The sequence below is a fragment of the Indolivaga macrotermitis genome, from assembly GCF_900128985.1.
GTDB classification, from domain to species: domain Bacteria; phylum Bacteroidota; class Bacteroidia; order Bacteroidales; family Dysgonomonadaceae; genus Dysgonomonas_A; species Dysgonomonas_A macrotermitis.
In genome coordinates this window covers 106,652-124,638 of sequence record NZ_FQUC01000001.1, presented here as the reverse complement: position 1 = coordinate 124,638, position 17,987 = coordinate 106,652, and the positions used below count along the sequence as shown (strand labels likewise).

Genomic DNA, 17,987 nt, shown 5'->3' with positions numbered 1-17,987 from the left:
TTATAACTCTTTCAGCATATGGATTGTGGTCGCATAATGTCCCGAATCCCCTAAACGGTTATTCAAATGACGGAATCCATTTTTTTCGTATAAAGCGACTGCATGTTTAAATTCATCGAAAGATTCTATATATAGATGAGTATATCCGGCTTTGGCTGCTCTGTCTTGAATCATATTGAGAAGATAAGAACCTGTACCCTTCCCTCTTGATTCATCCGAAAGATAAAACTTTACAATTTCGGCACACAATTCGGGTAACCCTTTTGTGGGATAAAAACCGCATCCGCCCAATATTTTATTATCCGATTCAACCACCCAATATTCTGCGCGGGAATCCGTAAAAGCCTGAAACAACATATCGGTCTGAGGATCATCGTACACTGTGTCTTTTTTAGGGGCGTTAAACTCATCAAAGACTTTACGTATCAATGCCGCTATAGTTTTATTATCTCTTTCTTCAATTGGACGGACGACCATATTCCCGCGATCATTAACTGATTGAGACATTCCTATATTATCTAAATAACTTTGTAACCTCTCAATGTACTGTCCCACATGAATACCGTCTGCCAACGCATGATGAACCTGAACCGAAAACGGTAACAAAATTTTATCTCCTTCATTATAATATTTGCCCCATGATATTCTGGGTACAGCATCATCTTTCTTTAAAGAAATAGTATGGGAAAGGTGGGTAAACGATATCCAGGGAATGCAGGTTATATAAATCAGATCATCCCTTCCGATCAGTTTTTTCGGATCAAAATAGATCTTCTGGTCTTGACTCTCCTTCTGGGCTTCCTCCACAAAATCGGCAATGGGTTCTATTAAATCTACAGTAACCATTTTGAACAGATCATCAGAAACATCATCATTCATCTCGGTAAAAGAAGGATGGATAACGTCATGTAAAACGACTTTTCCGTCTCGGATACGGTATCTGAAATTCTCAGACTCATTTGCAATATGGGTAACGGCATAAATCATGGAATAGTAAAATGACAATTTTTCCTTTTGGGTAAACGACAAAAAGTTTGTTATATCCAAATCCGTACAGATATTATATTGCGGATAATCCATCTTATAGAAGAATTTGAAATGCTCCTTTCTTTTCCAGTTTTCGATATCGATGTATTTCATAATCTATAAAAATTACATTTTATACTATTCCTTTTTCGGTATATTCTCTGCTATAATCCTAAGGAATAAAACTCTTTATCTCTGTCATAAATAAATCCGTTTGATAAAAGGGCTTTACAAGAAGCAATATTTTCTTCTTCGGGCTGAACTATGACTTTAACACTACCGGATTCCTTTTGTATTTTCTCGACTAATAACCTTACAATCTCTTTTCCGTATCCTTTTCGTAGGTACTCTTCTTCTCCTATAAAATAATCGATACTATAGAATTCGTTAGGCTTGTCAACAATATACCACTCTTCTTTAGCATCAAAACAATCGTAATATTGTCCAAAACCAATTGGTTTATCTCCTATCAGAACAATGAAATGATGCAGGAAACCGAAGCTTCTGTTTCTTTCCCGAATTTCGTAAAGCCATTCATCTGCATCATGATACCATTTTAACACATGTGGCTTATTCAACCATAGTTGCACTTGTTTTATATCACTATCGTCTATTGGTCTTAGAATAAGTTTCATATAGTTAAATGTATTACAATTTATTTAAAGTATCAGCCTATAACTTAAATTAATTCCGGTCATTTTTCAGCTATTATAAACATCTCATTATTAGATGTAAAATTATTACCGGAGAGAATATTCTTATGTGCAGAGACCTGCCGGAATCCGATACCTTTTAGTATATCTGTTATTTCTCCTTCCGAATAGTACCTGTCCCAAACTATAAAATGTTTATTTTCACCTTCAGTCAATAGGTTATATTGATAGACGAAAGCCTTGTTCTCAACATAATGAAATGTCTGGCTCAACAATAAGTATTCATTCCCTGCCCAGAAACCTCCGGACGGAGAATACTCCCAGTTTTTTTGTTCGGTTTTATCTTCGACTATACCTTCAGTAAAAACATCGAAAATAAGTACTCCGCCATTATCTAGTGATGAATAGATATTTCTTAGAAGCTTATCGCGGTCTTTATCTGAATGGGTTCCCATATCACAATAAATCATGATTACAGCATCATACCGTCCTTCAGGATATTCCTGTATATAATTCCCGCATATGTATTTTATATCATATCTCTTCTCAATCGCATAGTCTATAGATGCTTTATTAAAATCGACTCCTGTTACTTCATACCCCTTGTCTTTGAACAGGGAAGTATATAATCCGGGACCACAACCCAGATCAAGTAACCGATTATCCGGCTTAATATATTTTGAGATAAAGTCTATTGTTTTCAGTATAGATTCCTGTTTCCTGCTGGCTCCATCTGAATCCTGATTCAGATGGGCATTCAACATCTGTTTTTGAATATACGGATCTGTCCATATATTACAATCCGATCTTTCGAACAGAGCCGGTTTCTTGTCTATGATATTTTTATACATACAACTATCTCCTTAATACAACATGGACACAAAGTTAGTTTCTTCAACTCAGATAGAATTGTCTGATTTTGCTAAGATAAGATGGAAAAGAAACAATAACCTCAATAAATCGCAGGAAAAGGAAATACCTTAATCCATAATCTCTTACCTTTGTTCTATGAAAACAGAAAATCAAACAATAAACATATTATCTAATCTTGGTATTGACAGCCTGAACAAAATGCAGATTACGGCTCAGGATACCATTACTAATGAGCAAAATATACTATTATTATCTCCCACCGGATCGGGTAAGACTCTTGCTTTTCTACTACCTATTCTCCGGTTATTGAGAGAAGATATAAAAACAGTGCAATGCTTGGTAGTTGTTCCATCACGCGAACTGGCTCTTCAGATAGAACAGGTATGGAAGAAAATGGGCACAAAATTTAAAGTAAATGTTTGCTATGGCGGACACTCTATTGATACTGAACTAAAGAATTTAAGCAATCCTCCGGCTTTACTTATCGGAACTCCGGGACGATTGACCGACCATCTGGAACGAAAATCTTTTGAGACAGACTCCATCAGAATATTAGTATTGGATGAGTTTGACAAATCCCTGCAATTAGGGTTTCAGGATGAAATGAATACTATTATCAGCCAATTGCCTAGTCTTGAAAAAAGAGTTCTTCTTTCGGCAACTGCCGATGTGGAGATTCCCGAATTTGTAGGTATAGATTCGCCTATTGTTCTTGATTATATACACGAAGAGAAAAATGACGCTCTTTCGATCAAACTCGTTTTATCTCCCGAAAAAGACAAAATAGAATCGTTGTTTCAACTTATATGTTCACTTGATTCCGAGCCGGCACTTATTTTCTGTAACCACCGGGAAGTTACGGAACGAATTAGCGACTTATTGAATAAGAAAGGAATACAAACCGGATACTATCATGGAGGTATGGATCAGGATGACAGGGAAAGAATCTTGGTTCAGTTTAGGAATGGTAGTTTAAATTATCTGGTTACAACCGATTTAGCTGCCAGAGGTTTGGATATTCCCGAGATGAAACATGTCATACATTATCATCTGCCTGCTAAAGAGAGTGAGTTTGTACACCGCAACGGGCGCACAGCACGCATGCATGCTTCGGGTACAGCATATATTATACAGTTCAAAGAAGAGAAAGCGCCTGATTATATCCCTGACGATTTAGATGTTCTCCAAATTAAAGCAGGTAAACCATTACCAAACCGCCCCGAGTATCAAACCATCTATGTGAGCGGAGGCAAGAAAAACAAACTGAACAAAAGCGATATTGTAGGTTTCTTTTTACAGAAAGGGAAGCTGGATAAATCTGACTTAGGATTGATTGAAGTTAAAGACTTTATTTCATTTGTCGCCGTTCGTCATTCTTCTGTAAAAATGCTTCTGGCAAATATCAGGGATGAAAAAATGAAGGGTAAGAAATATAAGATAGAAGTAGCGAGGAATGTTATCAAGAGGGTTGATCTGAAATAGTCACGATTTAATTTTACAATCTTACCCATGCGACAAGTTCGCTGTTCTTCCCTCCGTAACCATAACGGAAAATAGCAATCATGGTTTCGTCGGCTGCTATTCCATAGCATCTTTCGTCTTCATCGTTGGGTATTTCTATTTGTGCCGCAAGATATTTCTTATTATCATCTAATATTTTACCCGTTTTCCCATTGGGTAAAAGGCTCTCAAGGTTGATGTAATCGCCGTTTAACTCATTTAAATAGTTTACGTTTTCGAGTTCGGGTATGCCTAGTGTTTTTAATCTTGATATTATTTTTTCATTCATTTTAGATGCTTTTTTGATTTATATTATCCTCTGAATAATAACAGACCTGTAAGTTTTATTATCGAAATATTTATATGATATTCTGTATTTATCCCGATCAAGGTATTGTTCTATAAAAGGCAGATCGGGGGCATAATGAAATGAACCTCCCACTTTTAAAGATCCGAGAATCTGCATATATTTTTTGGCATAGACAACAAAGTCTCCATCTTTACGATAATGATGGTGTATAAAATGGTTGCTAAATCCAAGGTTGCTTACTACGGTTCCCCATTTATCAACTCCGAAGTCATATTCTAACCAGTCCTTATTTTCCACATTTAGGTTGCATGAAGAATATCTGTCTATTCCAGAGACAGTAATACTTTGGAACCGAAGATATTTTACCAGAAGTTGTTCTTTGCCACAACCGACGTCAAGAACAGGTTCCATTATTGATTCTATATTGATACGTAATATATCTAACTGTAATGCAGGACTGTATTCATAGCAATGTACCGAATCAATACATTCGGCCTCGCTTTGATACATTTTTTCGGCGAAAGGTGCTGCCTTTCTGAGCCATCTCTTCAATCGCAAATAATGGCGAATCGCGAGGTCTTTTGGGAGAAAATACTTATCAGATATCTCTTCGAATAATTTACTATAGATATTGTTCAGTTCAGTCTTTGCTTCGCTATTGAAATTGTAATACTGATTTACTCTATAAAACTCTTCCAGAACTTTCTTTTTTGCATAATCAATTAATAACTGTGGAGAGAATTCCTTCTGCTTTTCAATATTCTTTATTGTAATTATTGTTTCTACAAAGTAATCGAACGATTCTTTTGTTGGAGAAAACAGATTAGTTCCTTTATTGAAGCCGATCTGCCTATCGATTATATTATAAAGATTATCCATGTAGTAAATGTACGGAATTTATTAAACAGAATGTTTACCTCATTACTTTGTTTGCAGAAAAAAACAGGAAAGAGAAGGCTTGGAAGATAATTGTAACTATAAGTTATTCAACTTATAAACTAAAAGATGTATTTTTGCTTATAACAATAAACTGATAGTCATGGAAGCACAAATGTTATTAAGGGATTCAAATATATTTCCATCAAACGAAGTCCTGAAAAATGTTCTGGGGGATACTATTTATGATGTTCTGGAAGCTTTTCTGAGAACAATTACTGATGAAGAATATGCATTAACCTTTGAGTGGAGATTCTATAATGATGGAAAAGCATGGTTATGTAAAGTCATATATAGAAAGAAAACAATATTATGGCTCTCTATATGGGATGGTTTCTTCAAAACAAGCTTCTTCTTTACCGAAAAGCATCTCGAAGGTATTGCAGCATTGGATATTTCGGAAGCCATCAAAGAAGAGTTTTCGAAAGCCCAACCTTCCGGCCGTCTGATTCCAATGATAATTAATGTAAGCGATAAAAGTAAAATTAATGACTTGTTGACCATTGTCCGTTTTAAGAAAAGTTTAAAATAAGTTGAATAGATGGAAGCTCTGGTTGAACAAGTGCGTCAGGCACTGATAGATAGTATTGATCCTAAAACACTAGCTTCATCAAGCCGATACTTTAAGGAAGGGGAAGCTGCAAGAGTATATGGTGTAAGAATGTCTGAAGTAAGTAAAATCGGCAAGACTAGTCTTCAGCAAATAAAAGTATTACCTAAATATAAAGTCTTCGAACTTTGTGATGAATTATGGCAATCGGGCTATCTCGAAGAATCTGTAGTTGCCTGCCTTTGGGCAGAATCATTACATAAACAATACGAAGCTGCTGATTTCAAAATATTCGAATATTGGGTGCACAATTATTTAACGAATTGGGCAGATTGTGATACATTATGCAACCATACGATTGGCAATTTTATTATGATGTACCCCGAATATATTACCCAACTAAAAAGATGGGCCACCTCCTCCAATCGCTGGATAAAACGGGCTTCGGCTGTAACCTTGATCATTCCGGCCCGAAAAGGTCTGTTCCTGAACGACATTTTTGATATAGCAGATATCCTCCTCCTCGACAAGGATGACCTGGTACAGAAAGGCTACGGGTGGATGCTAAAAGCTGCCAGTGAAGCATATCAAAAAGATGTGTTTAACTACATAATGTCTAAAAAATCGGTAATGCCCCGCACTGCTTTACGTTATGCCATAGAGAAAATGCCTGCTGATTTGAGGACAGAAGCTATGAAGAAGTAATATTTAGATTCTATTTTCCTCATCGGGATAAGCTTTGAATTAGTTCTAAACTATCGTGAGATCTAGATATCCCACTTTTATAAATAAAAAGAGTCTGACTATCTACTGATAATCAGACTCTTTTTATTTTGTTGGCTTTGCTTGCCTTTCGACATTTCCACCTTTCGGTGGGCGTTGACGGATTCGAACCGCCGACCCTCTGCTTGTAAGGCAGATGCTCTGAACCAGCTGAGCTAAACGCCCTTTTAGGAGTTGCATTTTCTCTCAAATGCGATGCAAAGATATAGCTTTTTTCTTTTGTACCAAACAATGTCGGGCTTTTTTTTGAAAAAAAATAAAAAACACTCATTACAGAAGTTCTAAGCCGAATTCGTCCTTCAGTTTTTTAAGGCTTTCGTTTTCTTCCATCATCAGATTAAACTTTTCCAAAGAGGTAAATCCAAGCTTTTTCTCATTATCAACAGTAATACGAACCTTCATTTGAATATGAGTATTGCGAAGGTTTTTCCGTAAGATAGTTAAGATAGATACTGCATTATCCAATAAGCGTTGCTCTTGTACTGGATTATTGACAACAACCTCAAAAGTATCCCTATTCAGAAGAGAAGGCAAGCAATTGATCATTGTATTCTTCAGATGGTGTTCCTCGGTCAAAGTTTCCACATACGCTTTCCATTCGTTAAGCAATTGAATAGGAGTAAATGTTTCGGAGAGTTCCTCAACTACTTTTTGAACTGTTTTTTCTTCTATCTCTGATTTCTGGGAAAGAGCCGAAATCGATATACCCAAACCGGATATAGAAGGTTTCTTTATTGTTGGTTTAGGTTTTTCAGAACTATTATTACCGGCTGTTGTTGATTGGGGTTGAGATCGTGATGGTGTTGTAGAAATGGCTGTATTCGCCACTTGTTGTACCTGATTCTCTGTTGTTTTAGAGAAAATAGGTTCAATTATGACTTTTTTTTTTCGTCCAACGATTGTGGATTAGCTGAACATTGACACAACCGTATCAAGGTCAACTCTATCAACAGCTTTTTATTCTTACTGTTACGATAGTTCAGATCACATTCATTAACTATCTCGATGGCTTTATAAAGAAACTCATTGCTACATTTTTGCGACATTGCCACGTAACGCTCCCTGATAGATGCTCCAACTTCGAAAAGCACCGCTGTTTGAGGATCGCGACATACAAGTAAATCGCGGAAATGAGATGCAATACCCGAAATAATATTATGCCCGTCAAAACCTTTATTCAGGATATCATTCAGTATCAGCAACGAATCCGAGACATTATTTGCCAGAATTGCCTCTGTCAGTTTAAAATAGTACTCATAATCGAGCACATTTAAGTTTTCTATTACAGCCTTATAAGTTACATTACCTCCGGTAAAACTAACAACCTGATCGAAAATAGACAGCGCATCACGCATACCGCCATCAGCTTTTTGAGCTAATACGTTTAAAGCTTCAGGTTCTGTTGTAACACCTTCTTGTGATGCGACATACTGCAGATGTTCAACCGTATCGGAAATACTGATACGGCTAAAATCGTAAATCTGACAACGTGATAATATGGTCGGCAATATTTTGTGCTTTTCTGTCGTAGCCAAAATAAATATCGCATGATGAGGTGGTTCCTCCAATGTTTTAAGGAATGCGTTGAAAGCCGCAGACGATAACATATGAACCTCGTCGATAATATATACCTTGTATTTTCCTATCTGAGGAGGAATACGTACCTGATCTATCAGAGCCCGTATATCATCTACAGAGTTATTAGATGCTGCATCCAGTTCGTGTATATTGAACGAGCGCTGCTCATTAAATGCAACACATGACTCGCAGGCGTTACAAGCTTCCCCGTCAGCAGCAGGAGATAAACAATTGATTGTTTTGGCAAAAATTCGTGCACATGTAGTCTTCCCTACACCTCTCGGACCGCAAAACAAATAGGCATGTGCCAGTTTGTTTGATGCGATAGCATTTTTAAGTGTAGTTGTCAAAGAACGCTGTCCCACCACCGACTTAAAAGTCGAAGGGCGGTATTTACGTGCTGAGACGATATAGTTATCCATGTGATGATCGTAGTTTTTCTTTTACAAATTTACATCTTTTTCTTCAATAGTGAAACTTTTTTGTATCAGCCTGTCTAATTATTGCTGTTAAATATATAAACAGATATAACGAAATAGCAGGTTTGTTTTTCGTGTTATGACACTAAGCAAATGCCTTTATTGCATACATTCCAGACATACTAAAGCATATGATAACGGTTAAGAAATGAAGAAGTAAAAAAAGCTAGGCTATGAAGCAAGGTACCACCCTTCGATTTTGTCGATTTAATTATATCTTTGCAGCGTTAAAAACAACAAGCACACCGGGTATCATAGTGTAAACAATAAGATTAAAACAATTCACTAAACCTTCATTTTGATAAGGTTTGTCGCAGAAATACAGTGTTTCGTCGCAAAATAAACTCTGATAACAAAGATCTTTCTACTTTCGTAAAAAAAATAAAAACAACATAGTATTAAATATAATTTACTAATTGCATTCCCCTATAATCAAGAACTGGCTTCGGGTTTGTATTAATTTTAATAATTAAATGAATAAATTTATGAGATTGCATTATTTGTGTTCTAGAGGCAAAATCTCTGTATTATTCCTGTGGATATCTTTCCTCATATCACCGATATTAGTAGCACAAAATTACACTATCAGCGGAACCGTAAGAGATAAGGAAACAAAAGAAACCTTAGTGGGAGTACCTGTTGTTGTAAACAACCTCGAGTCGAAAGGGGTCAGTACCGAACAAAACGGACAGTATAAATTAACTTTACCAAAAGGGAAGTATACTATATCAATCAAATATATCGGATTCGAAGAAGAGAATTTCGAAATTTCATTAACCAACAATATTACACGAAATATTGAGTTGAAACAATCTTCGATAGGATTAAAAGAAGTTGTGGTTGCCGCTCAACAACCCGATGCTAATGTAACCGCTCCTCAGACAGGAGTACAGAAGTTGGAAATCTCCGAAATAAATAAACTACCCGTATTACTTGGGGAGAGGGATATTATAAAAACAATACAGTTGATGCCCGGAGTTCAGGGAGCAGGCGAAGGAAGTTCCGGTTTCTATGTCCGCGGAGGTAGTGCCGATCAGAATCTGATTCTGCTCGATGATGTATCACTTTATAATGCATCTCACCTGATGGGATTCTTCTCGACCTTCAATTCAGAAGTTTTACGTGATGTCACATTATATAAAGGAGCCCTGCCGGCTCAGTATGGCGAGAGACTATCGTCTATACTTGATGTACAGCAGCGCATAGGAGACAACCAAAAGTATCATGTAAACGGGGGTATCGGACTTATATCTTCAAACATAAATGCCGAAGGTCCTATTCAGAAAGGCAAATCATCATTCCTGATCGGAGCCAGACGTACTTATGCAGACGCAATAGCCCGCTTGTCAGGAGTGGAGGATGCGCAAAACGCTTATCTTTACTTCTATGACCTGAATATGAAGCTGAATTTTGCCCTGTCTGATAAAGACATGGTAAGTGTATCCGGTTATTTGGGGCGTGACAAAATGGTATTGAAAGAAGCCGCCGAAATAAACTGGGGAAACTCATTCCTTACTGCAAACTGGAGCCATACATACAACCGTAAATGGATGTCTAAAACATCTCTGGCTTATAATCAATACGATTACTATTATGCAATGGATCTCGGTATGGATCTGAGTGGAGAGTCAAAAATCAAAGACTACAGCCTGAAACACGAATTTATTTACGAACATAATCCGAACAGTAAATGGCGTTTCGGACTAAGTTCTACTTATCACGACATGGCTCCCGGAGATTTCAAACTAAATGCTTCCGACCAGGACAACTCTGTTAACCTGCATCATCGTTATTCTTCCGAGAATAGTATATACGCATCTAACCAGATAAAGGTGAATGATAAACTTGAAATTGTTTACGGTTTAAGAATGTCTGCTTTTATGGCCTTGGGTAAAGGCGAATACTATACAATGGATGCTAATCATAATGTAACGGATAGTGTATGGTATAAATCGGGCGAAGTGGTAAAAACATATATCAACCTCGAACCACGTATTTCGGCTGCATACAAATTGAATTCTTTTTCTTCTATCAAAGCAGCTTATGCACGCACCGTACAAAATATGCACTTGCTTTCTTATGCTGCTCAGGGTACCCCTATCGACCGGTGGACTTCCAGTTCCAACAATATAAAACCCGAATTGGCCGATCAGGTTTCATTAGGATACTTCCGTAATTTCTCGAATAATATGTTCGAATTTAGTATTGAAGGGTATTATAAAGATATGCAAAACCAATTGGACTATAAAGATGGTGCCAACATTGAGGGTTACGATGTTGTGGAAACAGAATTATTATCGGGCAAAGGACGTTCATACGGTGTGGAACTTATGTTAAAAAAACGTACCGGTAGATTCACCGGATGGATAAGTTATACACTCTCTAAATCTGAAAAGAAAATTGACGGAATCAATGATGACCGGTGGTATAATGCTTTCCAAGACAGGACTCACGATATTTCCCTTGTCGGGATGTACGAACTCAGCCCCAAATGGTCTTTATCGGCTGCATGGGTATATTATACCGGAAATGCAATAAGTTACCCCAGTGGAAAATATCAGATCAACGGTAAAGATGTGATGTACTACGCTGAAAGAAACGGATACCGGATGCCGGCATATCACCGTCTTGATCTGGGTGCAACCTGCCTGTTGAAAAAAACTTCGAAATTCCATTCCGAACTGGTTTTCGGCTTATACAATGCATACGGACGTGAAAATGCATACATGATAGAATTCCGTACCAACACTAAAGATCCGGATAAAACATCGGCTTACCAATACGCATTATTCAAATTTGTCCCATCGATCTCATGGAATTTCAAATTTTAAACGGAAATATTACAATATAGATTATGAAAACTTATATAAAAAAATACAAACTCCTGTTTCTCTTTGTAACACTTATCGCTACCCTTTCTTCTTGTGAAAAAGAAATAGATGTAGACTTAAATTCAGTTCCACCACGTATGCAAATCGAGGGAATTGTTAAGCAGGGCGAACTGGCAACGGTAAGAGTAAGCCATACTATAGATTTCAATGATAATAGTGGTTACCCTAATCTCGAAGGTGCTATTGTAACTATATCCGATAACGCAGGAAACTCCGAGATCCTTAAACAGGATGAAACAGGATGGTATACCGCCGAGAAGCTGATAGGAGTCGAAGGACGTACTTATAAGATGTCTGTCGTCTATGAAGGAGAAGAATATACTGCCACATCCCAAATGCCACCGAAAGTATCATTAGATTCTTTGTATATGACCAAAGTACTGGTAATGGACTATGCTTTTCCGACATTCCGTTTTAAAGATCCTGCGGGGACAGTCAACCAGTATTACCTTGCATTGTTATATATAAACGGAAAGCAACATCCCGATGTTCTGGACTTGCCCATAAGTGCAGAGTTTATGGATGGAAGTACTTTTGACGAAACATATCAGGTATATAGTAACGACAGTGATAACGACCCGATAAAAAAAGGAGATGAGATAACCATCGAGTTCCGATGCATTGACAAGGGCGTATATACATTTTTTGATACTTTATTCCGGATGGATAACTTCCTGACTAATCCTGTATCGAATATAAGCAACGGTGCTCTGGGATATTTCAGTGCATGTACTACCGACCGGAAATCGATTATTGCAGACTGGAAAGATTAAGAGGCTCTTTAGAATTGTCCATATCAATTAATTCCTGATGAATCAACAACTGTTCATATATAAATTCCTGATAGATAGCAAATTTAGAATTTGGAGACATATTTTTGTGACCGTATTCTTTATTCTGATATCTTTCAACCAGTCTGTGGTTACATATCAGGATATTATGCCGGTGTTGGGAAATAAAGGATATGGACTAATAGTATTATTAACCGTTCTGGTTTTTTTAGCCACGTTTAATCTGACTCTGTATTTCTTTATACCCAAGTATTTACTGACAGGAAAGTATATTCGTTTTACGGCTGTAATTATTCTTTGTGCTATAATTTACACTTCAATTCCTAATATAGTTCTGGCTTCGGTCTATGGTAAACAGTATTTGTTTTCTATGGCTGCTTTTTTCGACTATATGTCAAACCTTTCAGTATATACACTAGCAATTCTGGGAACCATTATACCTGTGTTTATAAAAAACTGGTTGTTATCCCGGCAACGGGTTAATTTACTCGAAAAAAAGCAGCTGTCTTCTCAAATCGAACAATTGAAAGAACAAGTAAACCCAACTTCGTTTTTCACAATTCTAGACCGGATAGGTGCTTTGGTAAAGACTGATCCTACAAGAGCTTCATCTATACTTATGAAACTAAGCAAGTTACTTAGATATCAATTGTATGACTGTAACAGAAAAGAAGTACTGCTGGTAGCCGAAATAAATTTCCTGAATAATTATCTGGAGTTGGAGCGCCTGTCTTTACCTGCTTTCACTTATACGATAACCACAAAAGGTGATATCCAGAGTGTATTAATAGCACCTTCCATATTATTACCATTTATCCAATGTTGTACGAAAGATCTTGAAGATGTGGATAAAAAAGGGAATTTAGATATTGTTATAGATGTAAATAAAAACATAACCGTTTCGCTCACATTACCCGATAAGCATGACAATGATTGTCTGAAAGAAGAATTACGATGCGTAAGAGACCGTCTGAACCTTGTATATACCAACGACCAATATCATTTAGATATAAATAGAGAGGCTGACAATGCAGTGATAAAACTGACTTTAAATAAAGAATAATATGGTGGATACAAAAAATAATATTGCCATTCATTTCTTACTCAGTCCGAAATACCGGATGCTGAGGCACCTCATCTTGTTTATTCTCATTTCACTCATTACGATAGGAAATATCTGGCATATAAAGCAAGAATGGTCTGCATTAAGTTACGCTCAAGCACTTTTAATCTTTTTAGTTTACGATTTCCTTTTCCTTACAGGTATTTATATTAATACATATGTGCTTGTACCGAAGTTGCTTTTAAAAAACAGATGGCTGACTTATTTTGCTCTATTAGTCGTTGTAGTGGCTATCGTTGTGTTCTTTTGCATTCTTCTGCAACTAATTATACCCAGTAGCTCACATCAGCCTATGGAACATTGGATGATTATGCTATTTTTGATATCTAATCTTCTGGCTGTCACATCGCTGTTTGCAGGACCAGCTTCCCTTATGCTACTCAAACACTGGATCTTGAACGATAAACGTTCGGAAGAACTGGAGTCTGCCACTTTGCATTCGGAACTAAAATTACTGGAGAGCCAGATTAATCCCCATTTTCTTTTCAACATGCTCAACAATGCCAATATAATGATCGAAGAAGATCCCGATATGGCATTACATATAATAATGAAACTAAAAGATATGCTTCGTTATCAGATGAATGAAAATTCGAGTGAAACTGTACATCTTAGGGAAGACATCCTGTTTCTCACAGATTTTCTGGAACTCGAAAAGATTCGCAGGGATTGTTTTGAATATACCATTACAGAAAAAGGAGATATAGAAACTATACAGATACCTCCTCTCCTGTTCATTACTTTTGTTGAGAATGCAGTAAAACACAATCTGGATAGTCAGGCTGCTTCTTATGTGCACATTTTGTTTGAGGTGGCAGATAATAAACTAATATTTATATGCGAAAACTCTATACCCGAAAAACCTGCTGCACGTAAAACCGGAGGCTTAGGCCTGCTCAATATTAAGCGACGACTAGACTTGTTATACGATAACAACTATTCTCTGGATCAGACCCAGACAGACACTATATATACCGTAAAATTAGAATTGAAATTATGAAATGTATAATAGTTGACGACGAACCTATAGCCCGGAAGGGAATAAACCGGTTAATAGACGAAATCTCCCAGCTGCAATTACTGGGCAGTTTCAACAGTGCCGAATCGGCTTCGGATTTTATTAATAAAGAACCTGTCGATCTCGTATTTCTGGACATTAATATGCCGGGGATAAACGGCATCGAGTTTGCTCGGAATATACCCAAACATACCTTGATTATCTTTACCACTGCGTATTCTGAATATGCATTAGATAGTTATGAAGTGGATGCTATAGACTATCTGGTGAAACCGATTGATCCGGTTAAGTTCCGAAGAGCTGTAAACAAAGCCATTACTTATCACTCCCTTTTAATGGAAGAAGATAAGAAAAGCCTCGAAACGGTAGAAGACGATTATATCTTTGTAAAGTCAGACCGGAAATACTTTAAAGTTAATCTCGAAGAAGTCTTGTTTATCGAAGGGTTAAAAGACTACCTCATTATCCAGATGGAGAAACAAAGGATCATCACACGCATGACTCTGAAAACAATGTACGAAATGTTACCTGCAAATACATTTTTCCGCATCAATAAATCATACATAGTCAACAAGAAACACATCCAGTCTTTTGACAATAACGATGTGTTTATCAAGACTTACGAAATAGCAATAGGCAATTCATACAGAGACGAATTCTTTAATGATTTTATGAACAAACAGAAAGGTTGAAAACACTCTATTTTGTTAACTAAATATATCTAGGTATGGATTTAAGAAACTCTGCATCTGCACTATTCTCAAAGAACTTATACCCCTATTGAGTCTGTTAAACAAACGTCTTGGTATCAAATAAAAGAGGATAAGGAGTAGACCCTTCTAAATAATGTAAATGGAAAACTATAAGTAATTCAACTTATAGTTTTTCAACTTTTATAATGTATTGATCATCCTACTCTATATCTTCTGTATATGCAGTATCCGGTTCATTTTTCAGTCTCTTTCGTTCGTTCAACCTCCATAACCAATATAATCCTCCTATAGGTATACCTATTGTCCAAGCACAATTAAGGTAACCGGTAAGACTAAAGCCAAACCCGAAAAACAATTGAAATTGCAATAACCCGAATGAATAACCATTAACTGCAGAATACGTTATCGAAGGTATGTTAAGGCAAATAACTGCGATATATTTTAGCCATTTCCTCTTTAGATTACTGCGCCTGATTTGTATAATAACATAGATGTTAAATATAGGGATCAGTACAGCTATCAGTCCCCTTATCCAAAATGAAAACATAGAAGGAATAACCTTCTTTATATCAAGTGCATTTACAAATAATATTTTTCCCGATTTATCATCGAAAGAGAACTTGAATACACCGAAATAGTTGTCATTAGAGAATTGAATATATACATCAGTAGTACCAGCTGGTGTATTATTAGATTCTATGGTTGACCTCACTTTTTCTGTTTTCAAAAATGTATAGTCTAACTCTGTACCGAATTGTTTTGCTATATAATACCGAAAATCAGCTAATTCAAGCTTCAATGTATCCAGTTTGGCCGACCCAAGTATCTCCTTATCTACTGCCATTTCGTCAAGAGCCTTGTCGTATTCTTCTTCCATGAGGTTTTTGAGAAATGCCACGGAAACGGATCTATATGTAAACATATTAGAAACCATTTCGCAGCTAACTGTAGTAGTCACAATAAAGACTAAGAGTAAGATCCATTTTATTTTTTTCATAGTATTCGCATAATCTTAATCCAAAGATAAAAAAAGTAGTATCTTAAATCTATATCAGAACAATTTTATTTCGAACTATACACCGACGTCGCATATAAGCCGATCATAACCCCGGTGAAACCTCCGGCTACATGGGTACTCAATGTCTTAGCATCTATATCCGATGCGATTTTTGTCCAGTTATTTCCCTTATCGAAAGAAGCATAAAAAGAGTACCTGTCATTCTCCCCGGTTACTTTCATTAAAATAGCTTTTCCGGGTTCTTTCAGAATGTATTCCCCTACTCTGGTCCGGTTACCCTGATTGTGGTCTACAATAAGTTTGTCTACACCCTGCTCCCGTATTTTTCCAAATACAATATTATGTTTCTCATTCTGGAAGCATACTATTCCGGCTAATTCCTTCTCGGTGCGCGGAACAAATACAATTTCTGTTTGTGCTTCGAATATCAAATTTTGTTGCCGGTATCCTAAAAATGCGGGATTAGTTTTATCATATATACTTTTGTCAATAGCATGTAATTCCAGATTCCCATCATTCAAATTCCACCATTGATCATAAGGTGTCCGTATCATTGCCCACTTATAATCAAGCGAAGCTGTATCAAAATTGTCCCTCCACGTAAAATTACCTGTCAATGTATTTCCGGCAGGCTGTAAGCCCTCTTTTTCTACAATATAGGGAACACTCTTCCCGGCATCCAGAATTACAGGAAAATCATCTTTCCATGTAACAGGTAGCAAAAAGGTTTCGCGCCCCGTATTATAATAGTCTCCCTGATATGGGCGGCATCCTAAAAACACTGCATACCACTGTCCGTCAGGTGCATCTATCAAATCGGCATGCCCTACACTGGTCACCGGAAATTGACGGTCTGCTGGCAGATCCCTTTGCGTTAATATAGGATTACCTTCGTAAGGTACATAAGGCCCCTTTACACTATCGGACTTTAAAACCACCTCCGAATGGTAAGTTCCTGTTCCTCCTTCGGCTGCCATCAGGTAATACTTGCCGTTTATCTTATATATATGCGGACCTTCTATCCAAACAGGTTTTGTTGATCGGTCGACTCCTCCATCCAGAAGAACTTGTCTTTCGCCGAAAGTCTGATCTGTCTCCGGATCGAAGTTGTGTATCCATATTGCCCTGTGTCCATCCCATTCCGGTTTTCCTTCCGGGGCATCATTATGTACGATATAACCTTTTCCGTCATCATCGAAAAATAATGAAGGGTCTATACCCCATACTTTTGGTAATAGAATAGGATCTGACCAGACTCCACTCTGAGGGTTTTTCGTCTTCACCAGAAAATTACCGATACCATCTACACAAGTGGTGATCATATAAAAAGTATCATTGTGCTTATTGTACTCTATAGCCGGAGCATATATCCCGCCCGACAACCGTATTCCGTCAAGCTTCAACTGTGAAGGGCGATTCAGAACAAATCCCAGTTGAACCCAATTTACCAAATCTTTACTATGAAAAATAGGGACGCCCGGATAATACGAGAATGTCGAATTTACGAGATAGTAGTCATCTCCTTTCCTGCAAATGCTAGGATCGGGATAAAATCCGCTTAGTATTGGATTTCGATATTCTCTTGCAGGATCGATCGGTTCCGAAAAAACAATATCCTTCCCTGTATATTCAAAATAAGAAAATACCGCTTTATTTTGAGAAGAAACTATTTGCGCAGAAAATGCACAGATAATCAGTAGCCCTGTACTTAATAATGTATTCCTGATTTGTTTTTGCATGAAGTT

At 37.0% G+C, this 17,987-nt stretch carries 15 protein-coding genes, 1 tRNA gene and 1 pseudogene; 8 read left to right on the top strand and 9 right to left on the bottom strand.

The genetic code is table 11. From position 1 onward, the window contains the following. Genes BUC12_RS20255 through BUC12_RS00510 form a run of 3 tightly spaced genes read right to left on the bottom strand, consistent with a single transcriptional unit; the run spans nt 1 to nt 2,530 of the window. Entirely contained in the window at nt 1-1,140 is a 1,140-nt protein-coding gene (locus BUC12_RS20255) for a CatA-like O-acetyltransferase (RefSeq protein ID WP_070808520.1), read from the bottom strand. 50 nt (nt 1,141-1,190) lie between these two features. After that, nucleotides 1,191-1,661, bottom strand: coding sequence for a GNAT family N-acetyltransferase (locus BUC12_RS00515; protein ID WP_062175228.1), 471 nt, complete (start codon nt 1,659-1,661; stop codon nt 1,191-1,193). Between the two features lie 59 nt (nt 1,662-1,720). After that, nucleotides 1,721-2,530, bottom strand: coding sequence for a class I SAM-dependent methyltransferase (locus BUC12_RS00510; protein WP_062175227.1), 810 nt, complete (start codon nt 2,528-2,530; stop codon nt 1,721-1,723). Nucleotides 2,531-2,687: 157 nt separating this feature from the next. On the opposite strand from BUC12_RS00510, the gene BUC12_RS00505 reads away from it, so the two are divergent. Next, on the top strand, nt 2,688-4,034 hold the full coding sequence (locus tag BUC12_RS00505; RefSeq protein WP_062175226.1) for a DEAD/DEAH box helicase: 1,347 nt from the start codon (nt 2,688-2,690) through the stop codon (nt 4,032-4,034). Between the two features lie 13 nt (nt 4,035-4,047). On the opposite strand, the gene BUC12_RS00500 is transcribed toward BUC12_RS00505, so the two are convergent. Beyond that, nucleotides 4,048-4,341, bottom strand: coding sequence for a hypothetical protein (locus BUC12_RS00500; RefSeq protein ID WP_082141838.1), 294 nt, complete (start codon nt 4,339-4,341; stop codon nt 4,048-4,050). A gap of 18 nt (nt 4,342-4,359) precedes the next feature. Next, nucleotides 4,360-5,241 carry a hypothetical protein gene (locus tag BUC12_RS00495; RefSeq protein ID WP_062175224.1) on the bottom strand — a complete coding sequence of 294 codons (882 nt, stop codon included), beginning with the start codon at nt 5,239-5,241 and terminating at the stop codon, nt 4,360-4,362. 160 nt (nt 5,242-5,401) lie between these two features. Here BUC12_RS00495 and BUC12_RS00490 point away from each other — a divergent pair, with 160 nt between their 5' ends. Together BUC12_RS00490 and BUC12_RS00485 are read left to right on the top strand one after the other, a co-directional pair. Then, a complete protein-coding gene (locus BUC12_RS00490; RefSeq protein WP_062175223.1) occupies nt 5,402-5,830 on the top strand; it encodes a DUF3788 family protein in 429 nt (142 codons plus the stop codon). A 9-nt stretch (nt 5,831-5,839) separates the two neighbouring features. Then, entirely contained in the window at nt 5,840-6,553 is a 714-nt protein-coding gene (locus BUC12_RS00485) for a DNA alkylation repair protein (protein ID WP_062175222.1), read from the top strand. A 168-nt stretch (nt 6,554-6,721) separates the two neighbouring features. On the opposite strand, the gene BUC12_RS00480 is transcribed toward BUC12_RS00485, so the two are convergent. Beyond that, nucleotides 6,722-6,796, bottom strand: a tRNA-Val gene (locus BUC12_RS00480). A 105-nt stretch (nt 6,797-6,901) separates the two neighbouring features. Beyond that, a pseudogene (locus tag BUC12_RS20430) lies at nt 6,902-8,631 on the bottom strand (DNA polymerase III subunit gamma/tau). Nucleotides 8,632-9,173: 542 nt separating this feature from the next. Between BUC12_RS20430 and BUC12_RS00470 the strand changes: the two are divergent. From BUC12_RS00470 to BUC12_RS00450, 5 genes are read left to right on the top strand one after another with little or no spacing between them, the layout of a single operon-like run. Further along, complete coding sequence (locus BUC12_RS00470) at nt 9,174-11,519, top strand: TonB-dependent receptor (protein WP_062175819.1); 2,346 nt, start codon at nt 9,174-9,176, stop codon at nt 11,517-11,519. A gap of 23 nt (nt 11,520-11,542) precedes the next feature. Beyond that, nucleotides 11,543-12,352, top strand: coding sequence for a DUF4249 domain-containing protein (locus BUC12_RS00465; RefSeq protein ID WP_062175221.1), 810 nt, complete (start codon nt 11,543-11,545; stop codon nt 12,350-12,352). 37 nt (nt 12,353-12,389) lie between these two features. Continuing rightward, nucleotides 12,390-13,433, top strand: a complete 1,044-nt coding sequence (locus BUC12_RS00460) for a sensor histidine kinase (protein ID WP_062175220.1) — start codon at nt 12,390-12,392, stop codon at nt 13,431-13,433. A gap of 1 nt (nt 13,434) precedes the next feature. Continuing rightward, nucleotides 13,435-14,493 carry a sensor histidine kinase gene (locus tag BUC12_RS00455; RefSeq protein ID WP_062175219.1) on the top strand — a complete coding sequence of 353 codons (1,059 nt, stop codon included), beginning with the start codon at nt 13,435-13,437 and terminating at the stop codon, nt 14,491-14,493. Further along, complete coding sequence (locus BUC12_RS00450; RefSeq protein WP_062175218.1) at nt 14,490-15,203, top strand: LytR/AlgR family response regulator transcription factor; 714 nt, start codon at nt 14,490-14,492, stop codon at nt 15,201-15,203. The genes BUC12_RS00455 and BUC12_RS00450 overlap by 4 nt, the downstream gene beginning before the upstream one ends. A gap of 220 nt (nt 15,204-15,423) precedes the next feature. Here the strand turns inward: BUC12_RS00450 and BUC12_RS00445 are convergent, their stop codons facing one another. After that, nucleotides 15,424-16,221 (bottom strand): hypothetical protein, encoded by a 798-nt coding sequence (locus BUC12_RS00445; RefSeq protein WP_062175217.1) that lies wholly within the window; start codon nt 16,219-16,221, stop codon nt 15,424-15,426. Nucleotides 16,222-16,286: 65 nt separating this feature from the next. Next, on the bottom strand, nt 16,287-17,981 hold the full coding sequence (locus tag BUC12_RS00440; protein ID WP_062175216.1) for a glycoside hydrolase family 43 protein: 1,695 nt from the start codon (nt 17,979-17,981) through the stop codon (nt 16,287-16,289). Between the last annotated feature and the right edge of the window lie 6 nt (nt 17,982-17,987).